Origin of the sequence: Chlamydophila parapsittaci (assembly GCF_006385615.1) — a bacterium.
Taxonomy (GTDB): Bacteria; Chlamydiota; Chlamydiia; order Chlamydiales; family Chlamydiaceae; genus Chlamydia; species Chlamydia psittaci.
On the sequence record NZ_CP041038.1, the window covers coordinates 797397 to 818849 of the forward strand.

A 21453-nucleotide genomic window follows, 5' to 3' on the forward strand; every position below is an offset into this window, starting at 1 on the left:
CTATCGTCTACGAGCGTCGTTGCGGTGGTGGGGGAGGAGATCCCGTAGCTTGAGATAACGTTTTGGATAACTGTGTGGTCAGGTTTCTTGCCGCATCAGCTAGCTGTTTCCCTTGCGTAGATTCAGTACCGGCGCTGTCCATAGCTTCTTGTAGTAGTCGTGATCCCTGTTCGAACATCTGAATTTTTTTAGCAACACTACTTAACGCTTGTGTGACGTTTTTAGCTGCTTCGGGAATGCCTGAAGAAGCATCTCCTTTTGTCAAAGTTGCTGTTTGTCTAGATCCTGCTACAGGAGTCGACAAGGCTACCTGTTGTTGTGGAGCTGGGGTCGATACTTCTCTGCCCACAGAGGGAGTCGCAGTCTCTAATAAGTTAGATAAACTACTTGCAACATCTCGAGCAGCTCCATGGAGATCGGGAGCCCCTTGAGGAGCGACTGTCTCAGCTGTTTGCGCTTGCGGAAGTACGGAAATTGTTGCAGATTGTTGTTGGACAGGTCTGCTTGCGATTACCGTAGTTTGGGCAGGCATTGGTGCAACAATACCCCCGGATCCTGTTCGCTCTTGGAAGGCTTTAATCAGGTTACCTACGTTTGTTTTTTGAGGAGTAATGAGGTTCCCTTGAGCATCAAACGATTCATCCAGATGGGCTCGTAGCTGAGGTAGTAAATGTTCTAAACCTCCAGGGCCATCTCCAGATGTAGCTCCCATTAAATTACTTGTGCGTGATCCCGTCTCTGTTCTGGTGGGTGATCCAGTCTCTGTTCTGGAGTTGCTGCTAACGATCGTTCCACCTTCGTCTATATTCACTCGTGTTGCAACGAATATACCTTCAGGTTGCGTAGGCTTTGGAGTCTTGCCTGCTTCAACGTCTCGAATTACCTCACCTAGATTTTGATTTACAGAAATAGCCTCTCCTTTACTGCCCTCAGGATAAACAACATCTAAGTGCTCACGGACACGACCCAAGATATTTCCTAATTCGTTACCTTCGTTGTCATTAGATTCTCGTCTTTGGACTCCTCCGCCCCCACCTTGGTCATTATTTAACAATACTGTAGGTCTGTAGGTGCCATTTTCCGATGTTCTGACAACAGTACCCAAATCTTGGTTTCCTTCGTGGTGTTCGCCATTTTGATCATAGACCGTATCTAAATGTTGACGAACATTTTGCAGAACTTGCTGCAAGCTGTCTTTTGGCATTCCTGTAATATTCACACCTCCTTGAATTGGTGGTGGTGGTCCAGGAGGCCCAGGAGGCGCAGGAGGAGCTGGTTCCAAGCTATCGAAGCCATTACCTTCATCCTCGAAGTGAATATCCGTATCGTCTTGAGTGCTGGTACTTTCTGTTTCTACATCGTCAAAGTTTGCTTCTTCTACATTTTGGTCATTATCCACACCAGCTTCAGAGGTGTCTGTAGGTTGCGTAGTTGTTGAGTTAACGGTAGTCGTTGTTGTTCCACCAGTTACGTTTACACTAGTACTGATGCCTCCCAAGTTAACATTGATAACAGGTTGAGGATAGGCAACAGGTTGGGGTTGCTGTTGCGTGGGGGAGGAAGTTTCTCGAGAGAATACAGTGCCCTCGTTTGGTCTTTGTACGTTATTCCAGTTAATTCCTTTCAGACCACCAACATCACCCCAGATGGCTCCAGATTCACATTTAGTTCCTCGACGCCATACAGACGGTGTATAGTTGCTACTCGATTCTTTAGCATTCCATGGGCCGTAGAGAACTGTGGTTTTAAATTTCATGCTCATAAGCAGGTGATCATAATGACCGGTTTCTCCGGTTTGTCCTGCTATGCGCGGCTGGATGTTGTTTGTCCAATCTGCATGCATAGTTTCGTAGCCTACACAAAACTTAGCAATACACATTTCTAGATCTTTAATGTCTGTAATCGGTTCCTTCGTTTTTCCGTTAGTTACCGCTATGGATTCTGCGGTACTCCAATCACCGTTTCTTACGAAAATAAAACTTCCGCGAGCCTCATCCATATACACGATGTGACCAGCTTTTGTCTGTAATTTCGCCTGTACAGAAGGGGTGGATAAGAACCTGATAATAGAGGCTTTATCAGTAGGATCATATTTAGGTAGCGCCATGCTCGGTAGACCACCAGGACCATCAGGTCTCTCTGCTCCGTCGGCGGCTTCTGTTCCTCGAAGTCCTTCTAAGTCTCCTAAGTCTACATCTCCTGAAGTACTTGAAAGATCTTCTGTACTGCCAACGTCTCCAGAGTGTTGTGATGAAGGTGCGCTTGAAATATCAGATAAGGCATCGCTATCACTACTGGATGTACTGTCGCTTCTAGATCTTCCAACTCCAAGAATCTGAGACCCTAATAAGTTTGCTGCCGTAGCAGTTGTCCCAACGTTTCCTGTAGAGGGAGATGTTGTTGATACATTTCTTTCAGTTGTAAAAACTACGGCTCCCGAGTCGGACTCTGCTTGAGATACGGCTTGCCCTGCTGCTGTATTCACAGTCTGCGATGTTGTTTCCGCAGCTTCAGTCCCCGTGGTAGAGACAACATGTCCCCCGAAGGTTGTTGAAGTCGTTACTACAGGAGTTGTGGTCGTAGTAGTTGTGACATTCGTGATAGACTGATTATTAATTGGACTCGACATGATTTAACAACTAAATAAAAAAACTCTATTTTAATTAGATTGTAAAACAAATTATTTATTAATATCTCTAGTTTTATTTAAATAATTAAACTAACTTTCGTTTTAATAATTTTAACTATTGTAAATTAGAGAGATTCGTTAAAAAAAATGAAAAGTTTGCATGGAAAAATAACTTTGGGTGGAGTTAACGTTTCTTTAAGATGAAGAGAAAGCGACAATGAGGAGTAAGAAATGGCAGCAGCTGAAGTTTTTGGTGGTTGTGTGTTAGAAGGTTCTGTGCGGGTATCTGGGGCCAAAAACTCGACAACCAAGTTACTCGTTGCGTCATTATTATCGGATCGCAAATGCATTTTACGTAATGTCCCTGATATAGGAGATGTACGTTTAACTGTTGAATTGTGCCGTTCTTTAGGTTCTATAATACATTGGGATAAACAAGCAGAAGTCATAGAGATTCATACACCTGAGATTCGCATGTCCGAAGTGTCCGCACAGTTTTCTCGGGTGAATCGTATTCCTATTTTATTATTAGGAGCTCTACTAGCTCGCTGTCCGGAAGGCGTTATTGTCCCCTGTGTCGGGGGAGATGCTATAGGGGAAAGGACTCTAAATTTTCATTTTGAGGGTTTAGAACGGCTAGGGGCAAAGGTTGTCTATGACGGACATGGATATCAAGCTGCTGCTCCTCAAGGTCTTGTCGGAGCGTACATTACTCTTCCTTACCCTTCTGTAGGAGCTACTGAGAATTTGATATTAGCTTCTGTTCGCGCTCAGGGAAGAACGATCATCAAGAACGCTGCTTTAGAAGTAGAAATCTTGGATCTTATTTTGTTTTTGCAAAAAGCAGGAGTGGAGATCACTACAGATAATGATAAGACGATAGAAATTTTTGGTTGTGATGATTTTTACGAAGTAGATCACTGGGTGATCCCCGATAAGATAGAAGCGGCTTCATTTGGTATGGCTGCCGTGCTTACCGGCGGGCGCATTTTTGTAGAAAATGCCGAGCAATATCTGATGATTCCTTTTCTTAAAACCTTAAGGTCTATAGGAGGAGGGTTCTCAGTGACAGAAACAGGAATCGAATTCTTTTATAACGAACCATTAAAAGGTGGTGTTGTATTAGAAACCGATGTACATCCTGGATTCCTTACAGATTGGCAACAACCTTTTTCAGTTCTTCTCTCTCAGGCAGAAGGATCTTCTGTGATTCATGAAACCGTGCATGAGAATCGGCTAGGGTATTTACGCGGTTTACAGCAAATGGGAGCGAATTGCGAGCTGTTCTACCAGTGTTTAAGCTCAAAGGCTTGTCGTTATGCAACCGGAAATTTTCCCCATAGTGCTGTCATTCACGGAGCGACACCATTGAAAGCTTCTGAACTGGTTATTCCCGATTTGCGTGCAGGATTTGCCTATATTATGGCAGCTCTCATTGCAGAGGGTGGACCTTCTTTAATCAGAAATACCCAGTTGTTAGATCGGGGATATTACAATTGGGTGGACAAACTGAACTCTTTAGGAGCAAAGATCCACTTGTTGTCCTTAGATCCCGTAGCGTTCTAAACTTACAATCTATCCAAAGTTTGTAACCCTAACAGATGCATGCCCGTAGCTAGGGTCTTTTCAACAAGAGCACAAAGATAAAGACGTGCTTTTTGATGAGGAGATCCTTCAATATGGCAGTCTCTGAAAAAAGCATGAAACTTGTTTGTAAGCATATAAAGATAGTCTGTTAGGAAGTGAGGGCAGAGCTCTTTAAGAGTGAGATCAATAGCTTCTGGGAAGCGTAGTAAGGCTAAAGCTAACGCTTCTTCGGAAGGCTCTTGAATATCAGCCGTAGACTCTAAGCTAAGTTTTTCAATACCTAACCGCCGTTTTATTCCTTGGATACGTACATAACCATAAAGAATAAACATCGCTGTATTTCCTTCAAAACGCAGCATCTTCTCAAAAGAGAAGACATAGTCGCTAACACGATGAGAGGAAAGATCAGCATATTTGATAGCATTAATACCAAGAACAGGAGCTCGTTCCGCAATTTCTGCCTCAGACATCTCTGGGCGGTGCTTTTTTAAAGTAGCCACAGCTTGATCTATAGCCATGTCTAACAATTCCTGAAGTTTAATATTTTCTCCAGAACGAGTTTTGAACTTTTTCCCTTCAGAATCAAGAACAAGGCCAAAACCTACATGAGAGAAGACTTCTTTATTGGGAAGGTAGCCAGCAGCTAATGCCGTAGCCTCAAGAAGTTGAAAATGTAAGGATTGTCCCATGTCGGTAACAATAATAATTTTATCCGCATGGTCGTGCTCTACGCGATAACGCATAGCAGCTAAATCAGTAGTGGCATAGTTGTAGCCACCATCACTTTTTTGTACCATAAGAGGGATAGAAAAACCCTCATGAAAAACACATTTTGCATTATCGGAAATTGTGATGAGATTTTTCTTTTCTAAGTCTTTGATAATCTCAGGAAGGAAAGGATTATAGAAAGATTCCCCACGTTTCTCTATGCTAATGTCTAAAATATTGTAAATCTTTTGAAACGCTCGTTCAGAAATTTCGCATATGCGTTCCCAAAGTTTTCGTGCTTTGGGGTCTCCTGATTGCAATGCCACAACATTTGTTTGTGATCGTTTCTTGAATTCTGCATCTTCAGCAAAACGAGCGTGTGCTTTCTTGTATAAAATCGTTAGATCTTCAAGATTTTCGATATCTTCAGAGGATTCCTCCTGAAGATAAGTAATAAGCATGCCAAACGCTGTTCCCCAATCACCAATGTGATTCAATCTTAACACGTCATTACCCACAAAAGTAAATATACGAGCTAAACAATCACCGATAATTGTAGAACGTAGATGGCCTACGTGCATGTCCTTAGCAATGTTTGGAGAAGAAAAGTCTATAACGACTTTTTTAGGATCTTTAACACGAAATCCTGAAGATAGATCCTGAGAATATGACTGTAAACTCAGGTTGAGAAATTCTTTTGAAAATGTGAAGTTAATAAATCCAGCACCTGCAATTTCTATAGAAGAGAAACTATTTTTGGAGATGTGATTCACTATAGATTCCGCAATAGCTCTAGGAGGCATTTTTAATGTGCGGGCAAGCTTCATCGCATCATTACATTGGTAATGGCCGAAAAGCTCTTTTGTTGATTGCGTGATGTCAGGAGAGATGGTTTCTATTTGAGGGAATGCAGATAGAATCGCTTCTCGACATAAAGAGGAAAGATAGGAAAGAAGAGTCATTTAAGGAACCTCTCCAATACAACCATTTTCATACCAAGTTTTTAGCTCTGCTATTTTGCTCATGATCCTATCTGTGGCTATTTGGTAAGTTTCTTTGGAACTTAGGGTCTCATTATTAATCAAATCGTCAAAAGTTAGTGGTGTGCCAAAAACACAGGTAACGGTTTTCCAAATTTTAGGAAATTTTTGATAGCGATTGAAAATATCATAGGTCCCACCAATATATACAGGAATAACGGGAACGCAAGCTTTGATCGCTATTAAACCAACACCAACTTTTCCAGGAAGTAGCTCTCCCGTTGGGCTCCGCTCACCTTCAGGATAAATAATGAGCTTTTTGTTCTTTTTTAAAATTTCGAAAGCAGCTTTACAAGCTGCAGCATTTCCTCCCCCTTTTTTGACAGGGTAACATCCCCATTCTTTATACAACCACCCAGTAAACCGATTACTAAATAATGTAGAACGCGCTAAGTGATACAAACACCCACGAACAGATAAGTGCAAAGCTACGGGATCCAAATAAGAATTGTGGTTTGCAGCAATAATAGCCGCTCCTTTAACAAGATTCTTTTTTACTCCGTAAACTTTATGTCTATAGAGTAGGGTAAAGGCAACTCGAGTAAGAAATTTACAAACTGTAAATATCATGGCAATTTCGGAGAAATTAAAGCTGAAATTTTCTCTAGAACTTGGCTTATTGTCAAATCTGAAGAATCTAAAACAACAGCTCCTTCCGGAATAACTAGAGGATCGAGAGTGCGTTGGCTATCTGTTTCATCACGTTTCACTAGTTGAGCATATAAAGCTTCTTTTGAAATAGAATCATTGGGAAGATCTTTTAATCTTCGCGCAGCGCGCACTTCAGCACTCGCAGTGAGAAAGATCTTTACATCAGCATTAGGGAATACCTTAGAACCCATATCTCTTCCTTCAAAAACACAATTACCTAATTCAGCATATTTTCTTTGCAGTTTGTGCATGAAAAGACGTACTTCAGGCAGTTGAGATAATTTTGAAGCCGCATTGGCAACTTCTTGAGTCCCTAGCTCTACAGATAGAAGATTTCCTTCTAAAAAAGCTTCCAAGGGCTGCCCAGAAACAAATGAAAAAGAAAATGGGGGGTTGTCAATAAGTTCTTGAATCGAGAGATGTTTCCATGGTTCACACAAGTGTGTGTAGGCCAGGGTACGGTACATTGCCCCTGTATTGCAGTAGTTGAAGTTTAAGTCCTTTGCAAGAGCCTTTGCTATTGTGCTTTTCCCTGTCCCTGAGGGGCCATCTATTGTAATAATCATCTGAGAAACATAGATTTTTGCGTAATCAAAAGTAGAATATACACAATAGGTGTAGAAAGTAGAAGAGAATCTAAAGTATCTAAAGTGCCTCCTACTGCTTTTAATTGGTTGCTATTTTTAATTTTAGCATCACGTTTAAAAATAGATTCTATAATATCGCCAAAAAATCCGCTAATTCCAAGAATCACACCCAAAGCAATCAAGATACTGGGCATAGTGATAAAATCAGCAAACCGCGCAGGAATTTGTAAGAAGAATGCTATACTAATTAAAGTCGCTCCAAGACATCCAGAGACGAAACCAACAATCGTCTTGTGAGGACTGATTTCAGGCGTAATTTTCTTTTGACCAAATGCTTTTCCGAAGAAATATCCGAAGATATCAGCTCCTTTTGTTGTGGCAATGAGGAAACTTGCCCACCAAACCCCTAAAAAGGGTTCCTTAGTATGAATGAAACCATACAGGATATACAAGAACAGACGTATAGGAATACCCACGTATAGCATAGAAAATAAGGTGATTCCTGAGGTTTCTAAGGGCCCACAGGTATTTTTTCTTGATCTAAAGACGTTAATAACGATCCAAACAAATAGGAAACACCAGGGGAGGGTTGAAACAAATTCAGGAAGTACATGATGCCAGCGAATCGCAATAAAGCTGGTTAAAACAAAAATAAAAGATCCAATAGCACTATATAAACGGAATGCATAATGCATCTTTACCTTCGCCATAGTCCCGTATTCATACGTCCCTACAGCACCACAAAGCGCTGAGATAAACCCTAAAGCGAACGATGTCAAAGGGAATAAAGAACTATAAAGAAGCAGTACTAAAAATGTAAGAACCAACGAATGTACAACAACTCGTTGAAAAAGATCTCCATAGAAGGGAGTTTTGAACTTATTCAATTTCAACATGGCTATTTGCCTCCTCGTCGTGATCTGTGTTGGTAAGCTTTAATGGCATCTAGAAGATGATAAGGTTTAAAATCCGGCCATAAAACATCGGTTACATATAGCTCTGTATATGCTATTTGCCATAAGAGGAAATTACTGACACGCATTTCGCCACCAGTGCGAATTAATAAATCCGGATCGGGAATTTCTGAAGTGTCTAAATACAAGCGGATTAACTCTTCAGAAACTGAGTCTAAGGATATTTTTTTATTTACTAAATCATGATGTAGTTTTTTAAATGCGCGTACCAGCTCATCTTTCCCACCATAGTTAATAGCTAACACAAGCTCCCTAATCCCATGTCCCTGAGTCTCCTCCGCTACTTTGGAAATTTGTTTCTGCAAGTAATGAGGTAGGGCTAACAAATTTCCTATGCAACGTAGCCGGATCTTATTTTCAATAAGGTAGGGAAGCTGTTCATCTAGTTGCGAATGGAAGAGTGAAAAAAGCTCAGCAACTTCTTCAGCTGATCTTAGAAAATTCTCCGTAGAGAAGGCAAATAATGTGAGGACCTCTATACCCAAGGAAAAAGCAGACTCAATAATCTTGGGTAAAACCTTAGCTCCGTAGTAATGCCCAGAAGAACGCTTAACAGAGCACTGCGTTTGATGTTGCTGATACCAACGCCGATTTCCGTCCATAATGATGGCAACATGCTTCGGTAGAGACTGCATGGATAGACTAGCTTGATCCGCCTGTTTTAAGGTGAGAGACATATCTACATCATTAGTTGTGGAAGTATACGTTATGACTGAACAATAGCAGCTAAACCTCTTCTTAAGCCAAAGTAATAGCTTAAGAGTTTTTGCATTTTCTTCGGGATGTAAAACATCTGAAAATAATTCAAAAAGTTAAAACCTCCGAGAGGCATAGTAGAAGAAACATCATATCTTGACAAGTTGACATTCTTGAATCGGAAGATATTGAAAAGCACAATAAGACCTTGCAGAGATCATTTTAATGAAGATCTCTATGTATTTCGAGCAAGTACAATATGTTGGGAATTTAGAGGGAGGGAGTGAATTTTTTCATTTGCAAAATAGAGAAATACCGAAGGCAGGTGTCAACATATTTCCTAAAAATACGGTTAGGGAATTTTTGTGTTCTACGTTCTTGTTGTAGAACAAACACCCTGAGACCTATATGTAAAGGATGTTTACAATTAAAATAATTATAAAATGACAAGAAATTTTTTAACATAAAGTTACTAGAGGTTTTTTATTTCTTTGATTTGTTATACTTTAATTGCGTTTTAGAAATAGTTGTTTTCAGTTATGAGACTAATACTAGAGACTTGTAAGGTATTTTAAATGAAATTGCCTAGAATATGTTTTGGGTATGTTCCGAAACTTGCGTTTATGTGTACAAAAGAAAAAGGCAATGTTCATTACATTCCTACTGCTCGCCACGCAGCTAAAAAGGTTGTTTCGGGAATTTTTGCTGTTTTAGGAACAGCAGCGTTTTCCTGTAGTATACTGGCTGCGAGTATGTGTCAGACCTTTTTCCCTTGTATCGGATTATTAATCCTCGGAATTCTCTTGTTTATCATTGCGTATTGCCAATATGGAAGAGCATGGACGCGCATAGAAATTCCAAAATTACGTTATCGCAAACATAACGTTTCTTCGATAACAGAGAGAGAATACCTTTCTTTATTGTGGAAGTGGCGTTTTCTGTCTCCAGGTGTATACTGTCATCAAGTAAATAGAAATATTTATATCTGCGAAGGAACTAAGGATAATCTAAAGAAAATTTTAGAAAAAAGATCTGCAAAAAAGAACGGGACGATTTTAATTCAGGAATTAGATTTAGACGCAATTCGACACGATCAGTTAGCAGCCGAAACTCAATATCAAGAAGTCTTTCAACTACCCAAGTCTATGCTAGAGGATGTTACAAGCTTTTTGAGAACTTCGTATTCTGAGGAAAAAATCGTTTCTGCTCCATGGCCAGATTGCGCTCCAGGGCCTACGCCTCAAGAAGTGCTGTATACGCATATTCCCGGATTGCGACAGGGTGAAGCTCATGAGTGCGCTTCTTTGCTCCCAGTATATACAGAAACATATATTGAAGCTTTCAAAGCAGCAATAGAAAGAGTCGCAGTTTCTCGTGTGGTGAGTAGGGAAGGGATTTGCCTTTTAGTTTCTCCTTTGGGAGTTGTAAAAGGTCTAAGTCCAGAGGCTCTACATGCTACAAAAACTCTGTCTAAAACAGCTTTTCTTCAAGCTGTAGAATCTTTAGCATTGGACACAATACTCCCCGAAAGTAAGTCCAAACTTCCAATAACTATAGCTCTTGTTGATCCTGAAAGCGTGGCTCCATTAAGATCCGTGGATACTAATGTGATGTTCCCAAGTAGAGAAAGTTTATCTTTCTCAGATTTTTCTCCTTCAAGTTCTTCCTGGTGTCATGTGATTTAATCTACCCTAGAGATAGTCTCTTGGGGTAGATTGATTTTTTACGAAATTTAAGTTTATAAGAAATCATAACTAAAAGAGATGATACCAATTTATAAGTTATAACCTTAGGAATGTAATGTTTTCTTCGTAACAAATTATCTGTTTAAATTTCTAAACAGGTCTTCATTTGACGATATTATTTTCAATTGGTATTTTGGTTCATTAGTATTTCTATTCAAAATATTCGCTATTTTAAAAGAGCCACGCAATGAAACAGAGATTTGGACGCAATTTAAGTATTATTATTTTTGTTTTTGGATTAGCTCTATACTATGTGTTGCCCACATGTCTGTATTACTCACGACCACTAAATAAAAAAGTCGATGAGAAAGAAGCTCAACAAATCGTACGTAAGTTAACGAATCAAGTGGCTGAAGTACGTAGCGACATTATTCCCAGAGTTTCTTCTGTGCTCTCTGCATTGAAATTACGCGGACATATTGTACAGCATCCCAGTATCCCGGGTGTGGTGAATGTTCACTTCAAAGATAATGCAGATGCCTATACGTTCCTTGAAAATATGATTTATGGCGAACCCACGGTTCCTATAAAATCCTCGCGTTTATACGTTTTAGGGTACGACAATAAAGATGGCGGGGTTGTTCAAGTTACCGGCGCCTTAACTACGGCTTTAACAGAAAACGATTTTTCTTTTGTTCCCTACAATCGAGAAGATGCAGAACCAGGAAAGGAAATTTTAAACGCTGCTCTTCATTTGATTACTCCAGCTCCTGCTCATTCTTGTTCCTGCGGTTATACCTCGATTTGGAATACAGCATCTATAGCTAAGGTAGTGCAGTTAGCAGAGAACCTTTCAGTGGGTTTAGAAATTCTTCCGAATTCCAGGACTCCAGCGCTACTGAATTACTTCTTCTCTTCTGAGAAGGATTACTCTGCATTTTTATCACGATTGGAAAATGTATCAACGCATTCTGATCTTTCAGAACAACATCGATCTATTTTACAATCCGTACATCAAAATTTGAAGTTGAGATCGCCAAGATGGAAAAAAGCGTTTACGCGCATAGTGGATAATTCTTTAGATTGCAGCACACTATCTCCATTCTTTTCTTCCGTAGATTTTTCTCCTAAAGAAAGAAAACTCGTGTTTTGTCTCGATCCTAATGTGCTTGCTAAACGTGATGAGTTGTCTGCAGAACAGCGCCTAGATTTTGATTCGTGGTTGGCAAAAGAAAAACAAAGATTGTCTCATAAGCTTCAACGACCTGCTCAAGAATCTGCGCAAGGATTTGCGTTTAATCTCAGTGATAAAGATGCGAGCGGAAAAATCGTGCTGCATGGACAACGTATCTATCAGGGGATAGTCGAGCATTTAGCTACACTAGCTTTGAACAGGCCCCCAGCACAATCTTGCGATCTTATTCGCGAACATTTCCCCATACATTGTCGTTTGCCTAGAGAAAGCGATGCTTTCGGTTGTTTTATTTTCTCACCAGAGAAAAGTTGTTCGCATTTTTCTAAGGGATCTATCTATGTAGTTCTTAAGGGATTACGCTCCGTCGCTGCGAAATATGAGCAAGGAGAAGGAGAAGATTCTAAGATTTTCGAGAAGGATTTACACAACTTATACAATTGTTTTGCTCATACAGATGCCATTCCCTGGAGTCTCGGAGAGGATGAGGTTCTAGAAATCCGACAGCCTTTACAAAGGTACTTCGATGTTTGGGGAGAAAATTTTGTCGTTGCCAATGAAGGTGAAACTGCTAGTCTTGAAGTGCGCGATATTCGCGATCGTTTAGATACCCTAAATCGTATTGAAAAGCGCCGTCAAGAAGAGTGGGTACGTTGGCACGAACAATACAAACAGTCCAGTTGTTCTATGGACCCTCAACAGCGTATACGTGCTGCTGTACCTCACCGAAGCGCTTTTGTTGAAAATCTTAAACTTAACCTACGCAAATACTCTCGAGGAGATAGTGTCCTTCGTCTAGGGATTGATTTTATCGGTGGGAAACAGATCCGCTTGGCCTTCAAGGATCATCAAGGGAAGCAGTTAACAGGTAAGGAAGGGATTCTTAAGGTTTCTGATGAGCTTTACGCGCGTTTAAATAGGCTGGGAGTTTCAGAAGTAGAAATACGCAGAGAAGGGGATAACGTACATTTAAGTGTTCCTGGATCTACCAAAATTTCTTCCGAGGAAATTTTGGGAACTTCTCAAATGACTTTCCACGTAGTAAATGAAAAGTTCTCCCCCTACTCTGCTCTCCGTTATGAAGTCCAAAGGTTTTTAGACTATTTATGGTTTACAGCACAAAGTCAAGACGCTACTTCCCCGGAAGCAGTGAATAAGCTCGCGAGTTATATTTTTAACAATCCAGATTCCCGCTTACCCTCCAGTGTTCAAGAAGCAGTAGCCAAACTGCAACAGGAAGGTCTTGCTTTCCCAAACATGGATAGCGAGATTTCTTCATCGCATTTAGATACTACTTATTCAATGATCGCTATAGAAAAAGATGTTGAGGGAAAGGCAAACCCCTTAATGATTGTTTTCCGTAACTATGCTTTAGATGGTGCTTCGTTAAAAAATATTCGGCCAGAATTTGCTGTAGGCGAAGGGTACATTTTAAATTTCTCCGTAAAAGATACTGGAATAGCTCAAAAAGCCTACGATGTTTCTCCGAGAGAAAGTTTCCATGCATGGACTTCTACTTACTGTCAGGAAGGTATCAGTGGAACTGAGAATGGTCAGTATTCTTCAGGTAGAGGGTGGAGAATGGCTGTTGTACTTGACGGTTACGTAGTTAGTGATCCTGTGTTAAATGCTCCTTTGAAAGATCAAGCGAGCGTCTCCGGGAAGTTTTCCCATCGTGAGGTGAACCGCTTAGCTACAGATTTAAAATCAGGATCTATGTCTTTTGTTCCTGAAGTGTTAAGTGAAGAAGTTATCTCTCCTGAATTAGGAAAACAGCAGCGTACACAGGGAATCATTTCAGTATGCCTTGGCCTTGCTGTTTTGATCATTTTAATGAGTGTTTATTACAAGTTCGGCGGTGTCATTGCTTCCGGAGCTGTTATTCTCAATCTTCTATTAATTTGGGCAGCTTTACAATATCTCGATGCACCACTAACCCTCACTGGATTGGCAGGAATTGTCCTTGCTATGGGAATGGCTGTAGATGCTAACGTCCTTGTTTTCGAAAGAATTCGAGAAGAGTATTTACTGTCTCGAAGTCTTACTCAATCTGTAGAAGCTGGGTATAAGAAGGCTTTCGGAGCGATTTTTGACTCCAATCTCACGACTGTATTGGCTTCGTTACTTCTTTTAGTTTTAGATACAGGGCCGATTAAAGGGTTTGCTCTTACTTTAATCTTGGGAATTTTCTCCTCAATGTTTACAGCCTTATTTATGACGAAGTTCTTCTTCATGGTGTGGATGAATAAAACCCAAGAAACACAGCTACACATGATGAATAAATTCATCGGCATCAAGCATGATTTCTTGAAAGAGTGCAAAAGACTCTGGATGATCTCCGGAAGCGTGATTGCCTTAGGGTGTGTGGCTTTAGGTTTTGGCGCTTGGAATTCTGTTTTAGGTATGGATTTCAAAGGTGGTTATGCCCTTACCTTGAATATCGCTGATCAGAAATCGGTAGATGTGACAAATGTCCGCAGCAAATTGGGAGATAAATTTAAGCAAGTAGGGATATCTCCTAGAGACTTTAGAATCAAAACTTTTGGTTCTTCTGATAAGATAAAAATTTATTTTAGTCAGAACGCACTAACACGAGTGCAGACCCCAGAAAGACCCGCTATGGAAGCGACAGATCCTAACCTATCTATCGTGATGAATCTACTTTCCGATACGGGGATCGATATCTCTTCTGAAAATCTCAAAGATGTTCAGAATTTCTGGTCTAAAGTTAGCGGTCAGTTTTCTAATAAGATGCGACAACAAGCTTGCATAGCATTGGTAGGTGCCTTATTAATCATATTACTGTATGTTAGCCTGCGTTTCGAATGGCGTTATGCATTTAGTGCTATTTGTGCTTTGATTCACGATCTTCTTGCTACTTGTGCCGTATTAGTCGCTACGCACTTCTTCTTGCAAAAAATACAAATTGATTTACAAGCCATAGGCGCTTTAATGACAGTGTTGGGGTATTCATTAAATAATACCCTCATCATATTTGATCGTATTCGTGAAGATCGTCAGGAAAAATTATTTACACCTATGCCGATCTTAATTAACGACGCACTACAAAAAACTCTAGGAAGAACGGTAATGACCACAGCAACAACGCTATCGGTCTTGTTAATATTATTATTTGTTGGTGGAGGATCAATCTTTAACTTTGCTTTCATCATGACAATAGGTATTCTCTTAGGTACACTATCATCTCTATACATAGCACCGCCTCTTCTTCTATTTATGGTTCGTAAAGAGGAAAGAAAACAACAATAACCAGGAGTTATTGTTGTTTTTGGTTCAGAAGGATGAGAAAATGCTCTTTAGAAAGATAGATTTTTAAAGAGCTTTTACGACGCGAACATCTATGGCAAGTAAAGATAATTCTTCTGTATCTAATCCTACTTGGATATATCCTAAGTACGATCCCGCTCTACTTTCTTCTATTATAAAGGAGTTACATCTTCATCCGGTTGCTGCACAGACTTTTATTTCTCGAGGATTTCAAACGGTAGATGAAGTTCGTGATTTTCTTTATGTACATCTATCCAACCTGCATGATCCCGAACTTTTACTCGACATGTCAAAAGCTGTACAACGTTTGCTTCTCGCAAAAGAACGTGGTGAGCATGTCATGGTCTATGGAGATAGTGATGTTGATGGGATAACAGGCGTGGCTCTTCTTGTAGAGTTTTTGAGATCTATAGAAATGAAGGTTAGCTATTGTTTTTTAGGAGCATTCCTGAAACATTATGGCGAACCTTCTCTGTTGATTGCCAAGATGAAGGAAGAAGGCGTCACTTTGCTGATTACCGTAGATTGCGGGATTACTGCAGGGAAAGAAGTCAGTGATATCAATAAGCAAGGCATTGATGTCATTGTTACAGATCATCATATGCCTACAGGTAAAATCCCTCATTGCATAGCAACATTAAATCCAAAGCTCAGAGATCATACTTATCCAAATAAAGATCTCACTGGTGTAGGCGTCGCTTTTAAACTCGCCCGTGGTGTTGTTAACGCGTTACAGAAAAACAATCCAAAACTCAAATTAGACATTAAGCATTTATTAGATTTAGTAACTCTAGGGACAGTGACAGATGTCGGGACCCTTTTAGGAGAGAATCGTACCATGGTACGCCACGGTATTAAAGAAATTGCTAAAGGGTCACGGTTAGGACTACATAAATTATGCATTTTTTCAGGAGTAAATCCTTCAGAAGTTACCTCTACAGATATTGTTTTGAAAATCTCTCCGAAACTGAATAGTTTAGGAAGACTTGCCGACGCTTCTAAAGGCGTGGAGTTGCTGCTTACCAAAGATCCAGAAGTCGCTGATGACATCATTCAATATCTCGACAAGATAAATAGAGAACGCCAAAAAATAGAAGCAGACGTCTTTCATGATGTACAAAAAATCTTAAAAAATCAGCCCGATATCGTTAAACAAGCAGCTATCGTACTATCATCACAAGATTGGCATTCAAGAGTCATTCCAATTATTTCAGCACGCCTAGCTAAAGCATATAATAAGCCCGTAGCTATTATTTCTAATCAGGGAGGGGTAGGGAAAGGATCGTTAAGAACAATAGGGTCTTTCCCCCTTCTTGGCATATTACAAAAGTGCTCCCCTATGTTCATATCTTATGGGGGACACGATTTTGCCGCAGGCATTATCATTAATGAAGACCAAATAGAAGCTTTTAGGAAAAAGTTCATTCATCTTGTGAATTCATCATTAAAAAAGGAAAAAGCCGTAGTTACCCTTCCCCTAGATGCCCGAGCAGATTTTGATGAGATCGATCACGATTTACTCTCTTCCATCGATCTGTTCGAACCTTTTGGTAAAGGCAATCCCGTACCCATATTTTATACCATAGTACATCAGGTGCGTTACCCAAAGTTATTGCCAGGTAATCATCTGAAACTCTACCTGAATTACGGAGAAAGAAACTTGGAAGGCATAGCTTTTGGATTAGGTGATAGAATCGGCGCTTTAAAAGCAAGTTGGAATCAACCTTTAGAACTTGCCTATACACCACGTTTATCCCAATCTGCTAACGGAGGAGTCATCCATTTGTTAGTGCGTGATTTTCATATTCTTCCACTCAATTACAAGGACACAACAGCAAAGTTTTAATCTTTTGAACATTAAACTTCTGCACCGCGTTTTTCAGATTTCATAATACTTTTTTCTTGAGTTTTTCTCTAGCCTAGTTTTAAATGATTCACCCAATTTTATTGAAGGCAGGACCTCTCTAAGTTTGTTTCCCCTGATATTTGTGTCAGCGAACATATCTCTGAATATAATCCAAAGTAAACATTTTCTAACTTATTACCCCGTAACAAGAGACGAAGAGATCAGGGGATTCTAGGCAGGTAGAAGAGTAGTTGTCCTGAGTAATTTTCCCGGGTTTTTTATGGAATTCTAAAGATAATTAAAGCAAAGTTTTTTCATAATTTTTATTTTAAATTCGTTCTTCTTAAAAAGAAATATTTAATTTAAGTACATGAATAGGAACATTTTCTTTGTTTTATTCCACATTTTTTTTAAAATATCCGCTTTTAACTTTTATACTCGTCAGTAGACATGTTTTCAGTCACTCAACCATCTGTTACAGGTAATTCGTTGTGTACGATGAGCCCCAAACCTGAAATCCTTATATTTTCTTCCGAACCTGCTCTTAAGGCATATCAGAGAAGGGCCTGTAGTCCTGTGATTTACAAGTTACTTGATGTTATTAGTGCTGTAGTTAAGTTCATTATTCGAGTTATTTTATTCATTCCCCTAGGTTTACTTTGGGTGTTGGGAAAGATATGCCAGAACATTTTGCTTCCTGCTGCAGGTGGGGCTTTCGTCGTGCCTCTGTGTTATCCCAGAAAGTTATTACAGAAGGCCTTTCAGATCCAAACGAACTGTTGGGTAAACGAGGGCTATGCAAGTTCTGTGACACGTGTGCCTATTCAATGTGATGATTTATTTATTGATGCTATGAAAATCACCTTCCCAGAGGCCAGAACAGATAGGTGGATGCTTGTCTCTTTAGGGAATGGTGAGTGTTTTGAAAATAGAACGATTCTTCATTATCGCGATGATTGGATGCTAGATATCGCCAAACAAGCTCAATCCAATGTTTTGGTATTTAACTACCCAGGAGTTATGCATAGTAAAGGGCATATTTCACCTCAATCTTTAGGTAAATCTTACCGAGCTTGTGTGCATTATCTTCGCGATCACGCTGAGGGGCCAAAAGCCACGCAAGTTATTGCCTACGGCTATTCTTTAGGTACCCTAGTACAGGCTCAAGCTTTAAGTAACGAAGTCACTGATGGAAGCGACGGTGTTCACTGGTTTGTCGTCAAAGATCGTGGACCAAAGTCGGTTTCATCAATTGCCCTTCAATGGGTAGGGAAACTAGGAGCGTTGACGATTAAGTTGTTAGGCTGGGAGATAAACTCTGCGAAGTTAAGCGAGTCTCTTGTTTGCCCAGAATTATTTATACATGGAGTAGATTTCGAATTACAATTAATGGGGGATGGCGTGTTCACCAGGGATAACTGTTTTGCAGCACCATTTTTAGATCCCAACGCCCCTGTTCTTCCTGGTAGGAAGATCCCTGTAGGAGAATATTTTCTACGTCATCTAGGTCCCCTATGTAAGAGCACTATACAACAGATTGCTGAACACATTAAGGATCATTTTAATTCGGAAGACTTAACTAACCGAAACAACAGTTGATGCTAGCTAACTTCAACTACACGAAAACGTATTTGTTCCTGCATAGAGAATCTTTTACGTAAAAGGTTCTCTATGGCACTGTTGTCCCTACCCTAGATTTGTCTTCAAAATTAAGGTGCTAATGCTCGCATAAAGCAGTCAAAGCCTGATAAAAGGTGCTTCAGATACTTTATCATATTTAAAATAGAGGATTGAAATTATTATGATACAATCTGGTTATTTCTGGTCTGTCTACTTAATTTTCAGTAGTTGAACTAGTTTTCTAAATAAATAAAAACTTTTGACTTGGAAAGATCAAAATGAAATCACACAGCTTTTTAAAATCGCTTCCCTGTGAGATATTCGGGAGGAGCGGCCTGCGTTCAGGTGGACTCATTTTGTTAAAACCTCCCTGTTTTAATGTTAAGAAATATTAATAAAAGACAGAGTAGTTTGGTTTTATTAAGTTTTAAACCAAAAACATCAACTTTGCATTAACAAAAAAACTTGATTAATAAAGCTTTTCTTAGGAAAATGCTTATTTAAAAATTTCTAAAAAACAAGGAAGAACTACTAACTATTAAGGTTGTTTTAATTTTACAATATGTTGAGGGGGAGGTTTGCTAACATATGGAATGCATACAACATGGAAGCTGTTTCGATGTAGACGACAGAGAAGATGCGCAGCAAATTAAGGAACAGGAAGGAACCGAGATGGTTTCTATTACACAAGCTGCAAAATTGCATAATGTAACACGTCAAGCGATTTATGTAGCAATCAAACAAAAGAAACTAAAGGCTTCTAAAACAACCCGGTGGGAAATCGATCTGAAAGATTTGGAAGACTACAAACGTAATCGGTATTCACGAAAGAAGTCGCTTTATCAAGGTGAACTACTCTTTGATAATGATAAGGGTTGTTATTCTGTGAACCAAGTCGCAGATATGTTAGGGATTCCTGTGCAAAAAGTATACTATGCTACACGTACAGGGACTATGCGAGGAGAGCGTAAAGGCGCTGCTTGGGTTATTAGCCAATCAGAGATCGATAGATACAAAAGCGAGTATTTAAATAAGCAAACAGCAAAGAAAGTTAAAGGCGTTGCAGTTGTTGAGCATGCTACAGCGAAACCAGAAGAAACAGTTTCTTCCGAGACTCTCCCGTTTGAGAACAACTAGTTCATAATTTGTCTTCTTCTGCTTCTTAGCCACTGCTTTTATCTCTTTCGCCTTATTAACATCTCGTGTTTTTTTAATTTTTCTGTTTAGATGTAGATAAATCAGGTCTGCGTGATTTTTCATAAAAACTCTGTAGCTTGATTAGGGATGCAGAGTTTGTTTTTTTCGTCTCTAATTTTGTTGAGACAACCTAGAGAAGGATTTCTCTTGAAGAAATAACTAGGTTCAAGGTATCAAGTCTCTTTCGTCTTAGGATTAAATGAGAATGGCTTGGGAAAACGTACGTGTTAGAGTTGCGCCGTCGCCTACAGGGGATCCCCACGTAGGGACAGCCTATATGGCTTTGTTTAATGCAATCTTTGCAAAACGATTCAATGGGAAGATGATCCTAAGAATCGAAGATACGGATCAAACACGTAGCCGTGATGATTATGAAAAAAATATTTTCTCCGCGCTGCAGTGGTGCGGGATTCAGTGGGATGAAGGACCCGATATAGGCGGCCCCTACGGCCCCTATAGGCAGTCAGAACGTACTGAAATCTATAGAAAATATGCTGAACTCCTTTTAAAAACAGACTACGCTTACAAGTGTTTTGCTACACCTAAAGAACTTGAGGAAATGCGAGCTGTAGCCACCACTCTAGGATATCGCGGAGGCTATGATCGCAGGTACCGCTATCTTTCCTCTGAGGAGGTAGACGCTCGTACTCGAGAAGGACAACCATACACTATTCGTTTGAAAGTTCCCCTTACCGGGGAATGCGTTCTTGACGATTACTGCAAGGGTAGGGTGGTTTTCCCCTGGGCAGACGTAGATGATCAGGTTTTGATCAAATCCGATGGCTTCCCTACATACCACTTTGCTAATGTCGTCGATGATCATCTCATGGGCATCACTCATGTCCTGCGTGGAGAGGAGTGGCTGAGTTCTACTCCTAAGCACCAGCTTCTTTACGAAGCTTTTGGTTGGAAAGCTCCTACTTTCCTCCACATGCCACTACTTCTTAATCCTGACGGGACAAAACTTTCTAAAAGAAAAAATCCTACGTCCATCTTCTATTACCGAGACGCTGGTTACATCAAAGAAGCCTTCATGAACTTTCTTACCCTGATGGGGTACAGCATGAAGGGGGATGAGGAGATCTATTCTCTAGAGAAGCTTATCGCAAACTTTGACCCTCGACGTATTGGAAAGTCGGGAGCAGTTTTCGATACCCGAAAACTAGATTGGATGAATAAGCATTACCTCACTCATGAAGGGTCGTCGGAAAGCCTATTAGCTAAGCTAAAAGATTGGCTGATCAATGATGAGTTTTTCTTGAAAATTCTCCCACTCTGTCAGTCTCGCATTACCACTCTTGCCGAGTTCATCGGATTTACCGGATTTTTCTTTTCCGTTCTCCCCGAATATTCAAAAGAGGAGCTGTTACCCACAACGATTTCTCAGGAGAAGGCGGCTATTCTTCTTTATAGTTATGTCAAATACTTAGAAAAATCCGATCTATGGGTAAAAGACCTGTTTTATCAAGGGTCAAAATGGCTGTCATCAGCTTTCCAAGTAGACCATAAGAAGGTCGTTATCTCTTTACTTTATGTAGCGATTACAGGAAAGAAGCAGGGATTACCTTTATTTGACTCTATGGAGTTATTAGGAAAACCTCGTACACGCGCCCGTTTGGTTCATGCGCAAAATCTCCTTGGAGGCGTACCTAAGAAAATCCAAACGACCATCGATAAAGTTCTGAAAGAAGAAGATCTAGAAAGTAAGATTTTCGAGTTTTAAGACTTTTTACTTAGCCATCACTCACAAATG

Annotated in this window: 13 protein-coding genes; 7 read left to right on the plus strand and 6 right to left on the minus strand. The window is 40.0% G+C overall.

Annotation, left to right across the window (positions count from 1 at the left end; translation table 11 throughout):
• Positions 1 to 7 precede the first annotated feature (7 nt).
• Positions 8 to 2629, minus strand: a complete 2622-nt coding sequence (tarP, locus tag FI836_RS03590; protein WP_139934578.1) for a type III secretion system actin-recruiting effector Tarp — start codon at positions 2627 to 2629, stop codon at positions 8 to 10.
• Between the two features lie 231 nt (positions 2630 to 2860).
• Between tarP and murA the strand changes: the two genes are divergently transcribed.
• Positions 2861 to 4195: a UDP-N-acetylglucosamine 1-carboxyvinyltransferase gene (murA, locus tag FI836_RS03595; RefSeq protein ID WP_006342846.1), complete on the plus strand. Its 1335-nt coding sequence runs from the start codon at positions 2861 to 2863 to the stop codon at positions 4193 to 4195.
• Positions 4196 to 4197: 2 nt separating this feature from the next.
• Here murA and argS read toward each other — a convergent pair whose 3' ends face one another.
• Genes argS through FI836_RS03620 form a run of 5 tightly spaced genes read right to left on the minus strand, consistent with a single transcriptional unit; the run spans position 4198 to position 8853 of the window.
• Complete coding sequence (argS, locus tag FI836_RS03600) at positions 4198 to 5886, minus strand: arginine--tRNA ligase (protein ID WP_006342847.1); 1689 nt, start codon at positions 5884 to 5886, stop codon at positions 4198 to 4200.
• On the minus strand, positions 5887 to 6534 hold the full coding sequence (locus FI836_RS03605) for a lysophospholipid acyltransferase family protein (protein WP_006342848.1): 648 nt from the start codon (positions 6532 to 6534) through the stop codon (positions 5887 to 5889).
• Positions 6531 to 7181 carry a (d)CMP kinase gene (cmk, locus tag FI836_RS03610; RefSeq protein ID WP_006342849.1) on the minus strand — a complete coding sequence of 217 codons (651 nt, stop codon included), beginning with the start codon at positions 7179 to 7181 and terminating at the stop codon, positions 6531 to 6533. The genes FI836_RS03605 and cmk overlap by 4 nt, the downstream gene beginning before the upstream one ends.
• Complete coding sequence (locus FI836_RS03615) at positions 7178 to 8098, minus strand: phosphatidate cytidylyltransferase (protein WP_006342850.1); 921 nt, start codon at positions 8096 to 8098, stop codon at positions 7178 to 7180. The genes cmk and FI836_RS03615 overlap by 4 nt, the downstream gene beginning before the upstream one ends.
• Positions 8099 to 8100: 2 nt before the next feature.
• Positions 8101 to 8853 (minus strand): isoprenyl transferase, encoded by a 753-nt coding sequence (locus FI836_RS03620; protein WP_013462601.1) that lies wholly within the window; start codon positions 8851 to 8853, stop codon positions 8101 to 8103.
• A gap of 594 nt (positions 8854 to 9447) precedes the next feature.
• Here FI836_RS03620 and FI836_RS03625 point away from each other — a divergent pair.
• The 6 genes from FI836_RS03625 (at position 9448) to gltX (ending at position 21423) form a co-directional block, all read left to right on the plus strand.
• Positions 9448 to 10557 carry a hypothetical protein gene (locus FI836_RS03625; protein ID WP_006342853.1) on the plus strand — a complete coding sequence of 370 codons (1110 nt, stop codon included), beginning with the start codon at positions 9448 to 9450 and terminating at the stop codon, positions 10555 to 10557.
• A 247-nt stretch (positions 10558 to 10804) separates the two neighbouring features.
• Positions 10805 to 15019, plus strand: coding sequence for a protein translocase subunit SecDF (locus FI836_RS03630; protein ID WP_014943682.1), 4215 nt, complete (start codon positions 10805 to 10807; stop codon positions 15017 to 15019).
• A gap of 91 nt (positions 15020 to 15110) precedes the next feature.
• Entirely contained in the window at positions 15111 to 16883 is a 1773-nt protein-coding gene (gene recJ, locus FI836_RS03635) for a single-stranded-DNA-specific exonuclease RecJ (RefSeq protein WP_014943683.1), read from the plus strand.
• 498 nt (positions 16884 to 17381) lie between these two features.
• Positions 17382 to 18482: a CPn0927/CPn0928 family alpha/beta hydrolase fold protein gene (locus FI836_RS03640; RefSeq protein ID WP_181146657.1), complete on the plus strand. Its 1101-nt coding sequence runs from the start codon at positions 17382 to 17384 to the stop codon at positions 18480 to 18482.
• A gap of 609 nt (positions 18483 to 19091) precedes the next feature.
• A complete protein-coding gene (locus FI836_RS03645) occupies positions 19092 to 19640 on the plus strand; it encodes a helix-turn-helix domain-containing protein (RefSeq protein ID WP_014943685.1) in 549 nt (182 codons plus the stop codon).
• A 265-nt stretch (positions 19641 to 19905) separates the two neighbouring features.
• On the plus strand, positions 19906 to 21423 hold the full coding sequence (gene gltX / locus FI836_RS03650; RefSeq protein WP_014943686.1) for a glutamate--tRNA ligase: 1518 nt from the start codon (positions 19906 to 19908) through the stop codon (positions 21421 to 21423).
• The last annotated feature ends 30 nt before the right edge of the window (positions 21424 to 21453 follow it).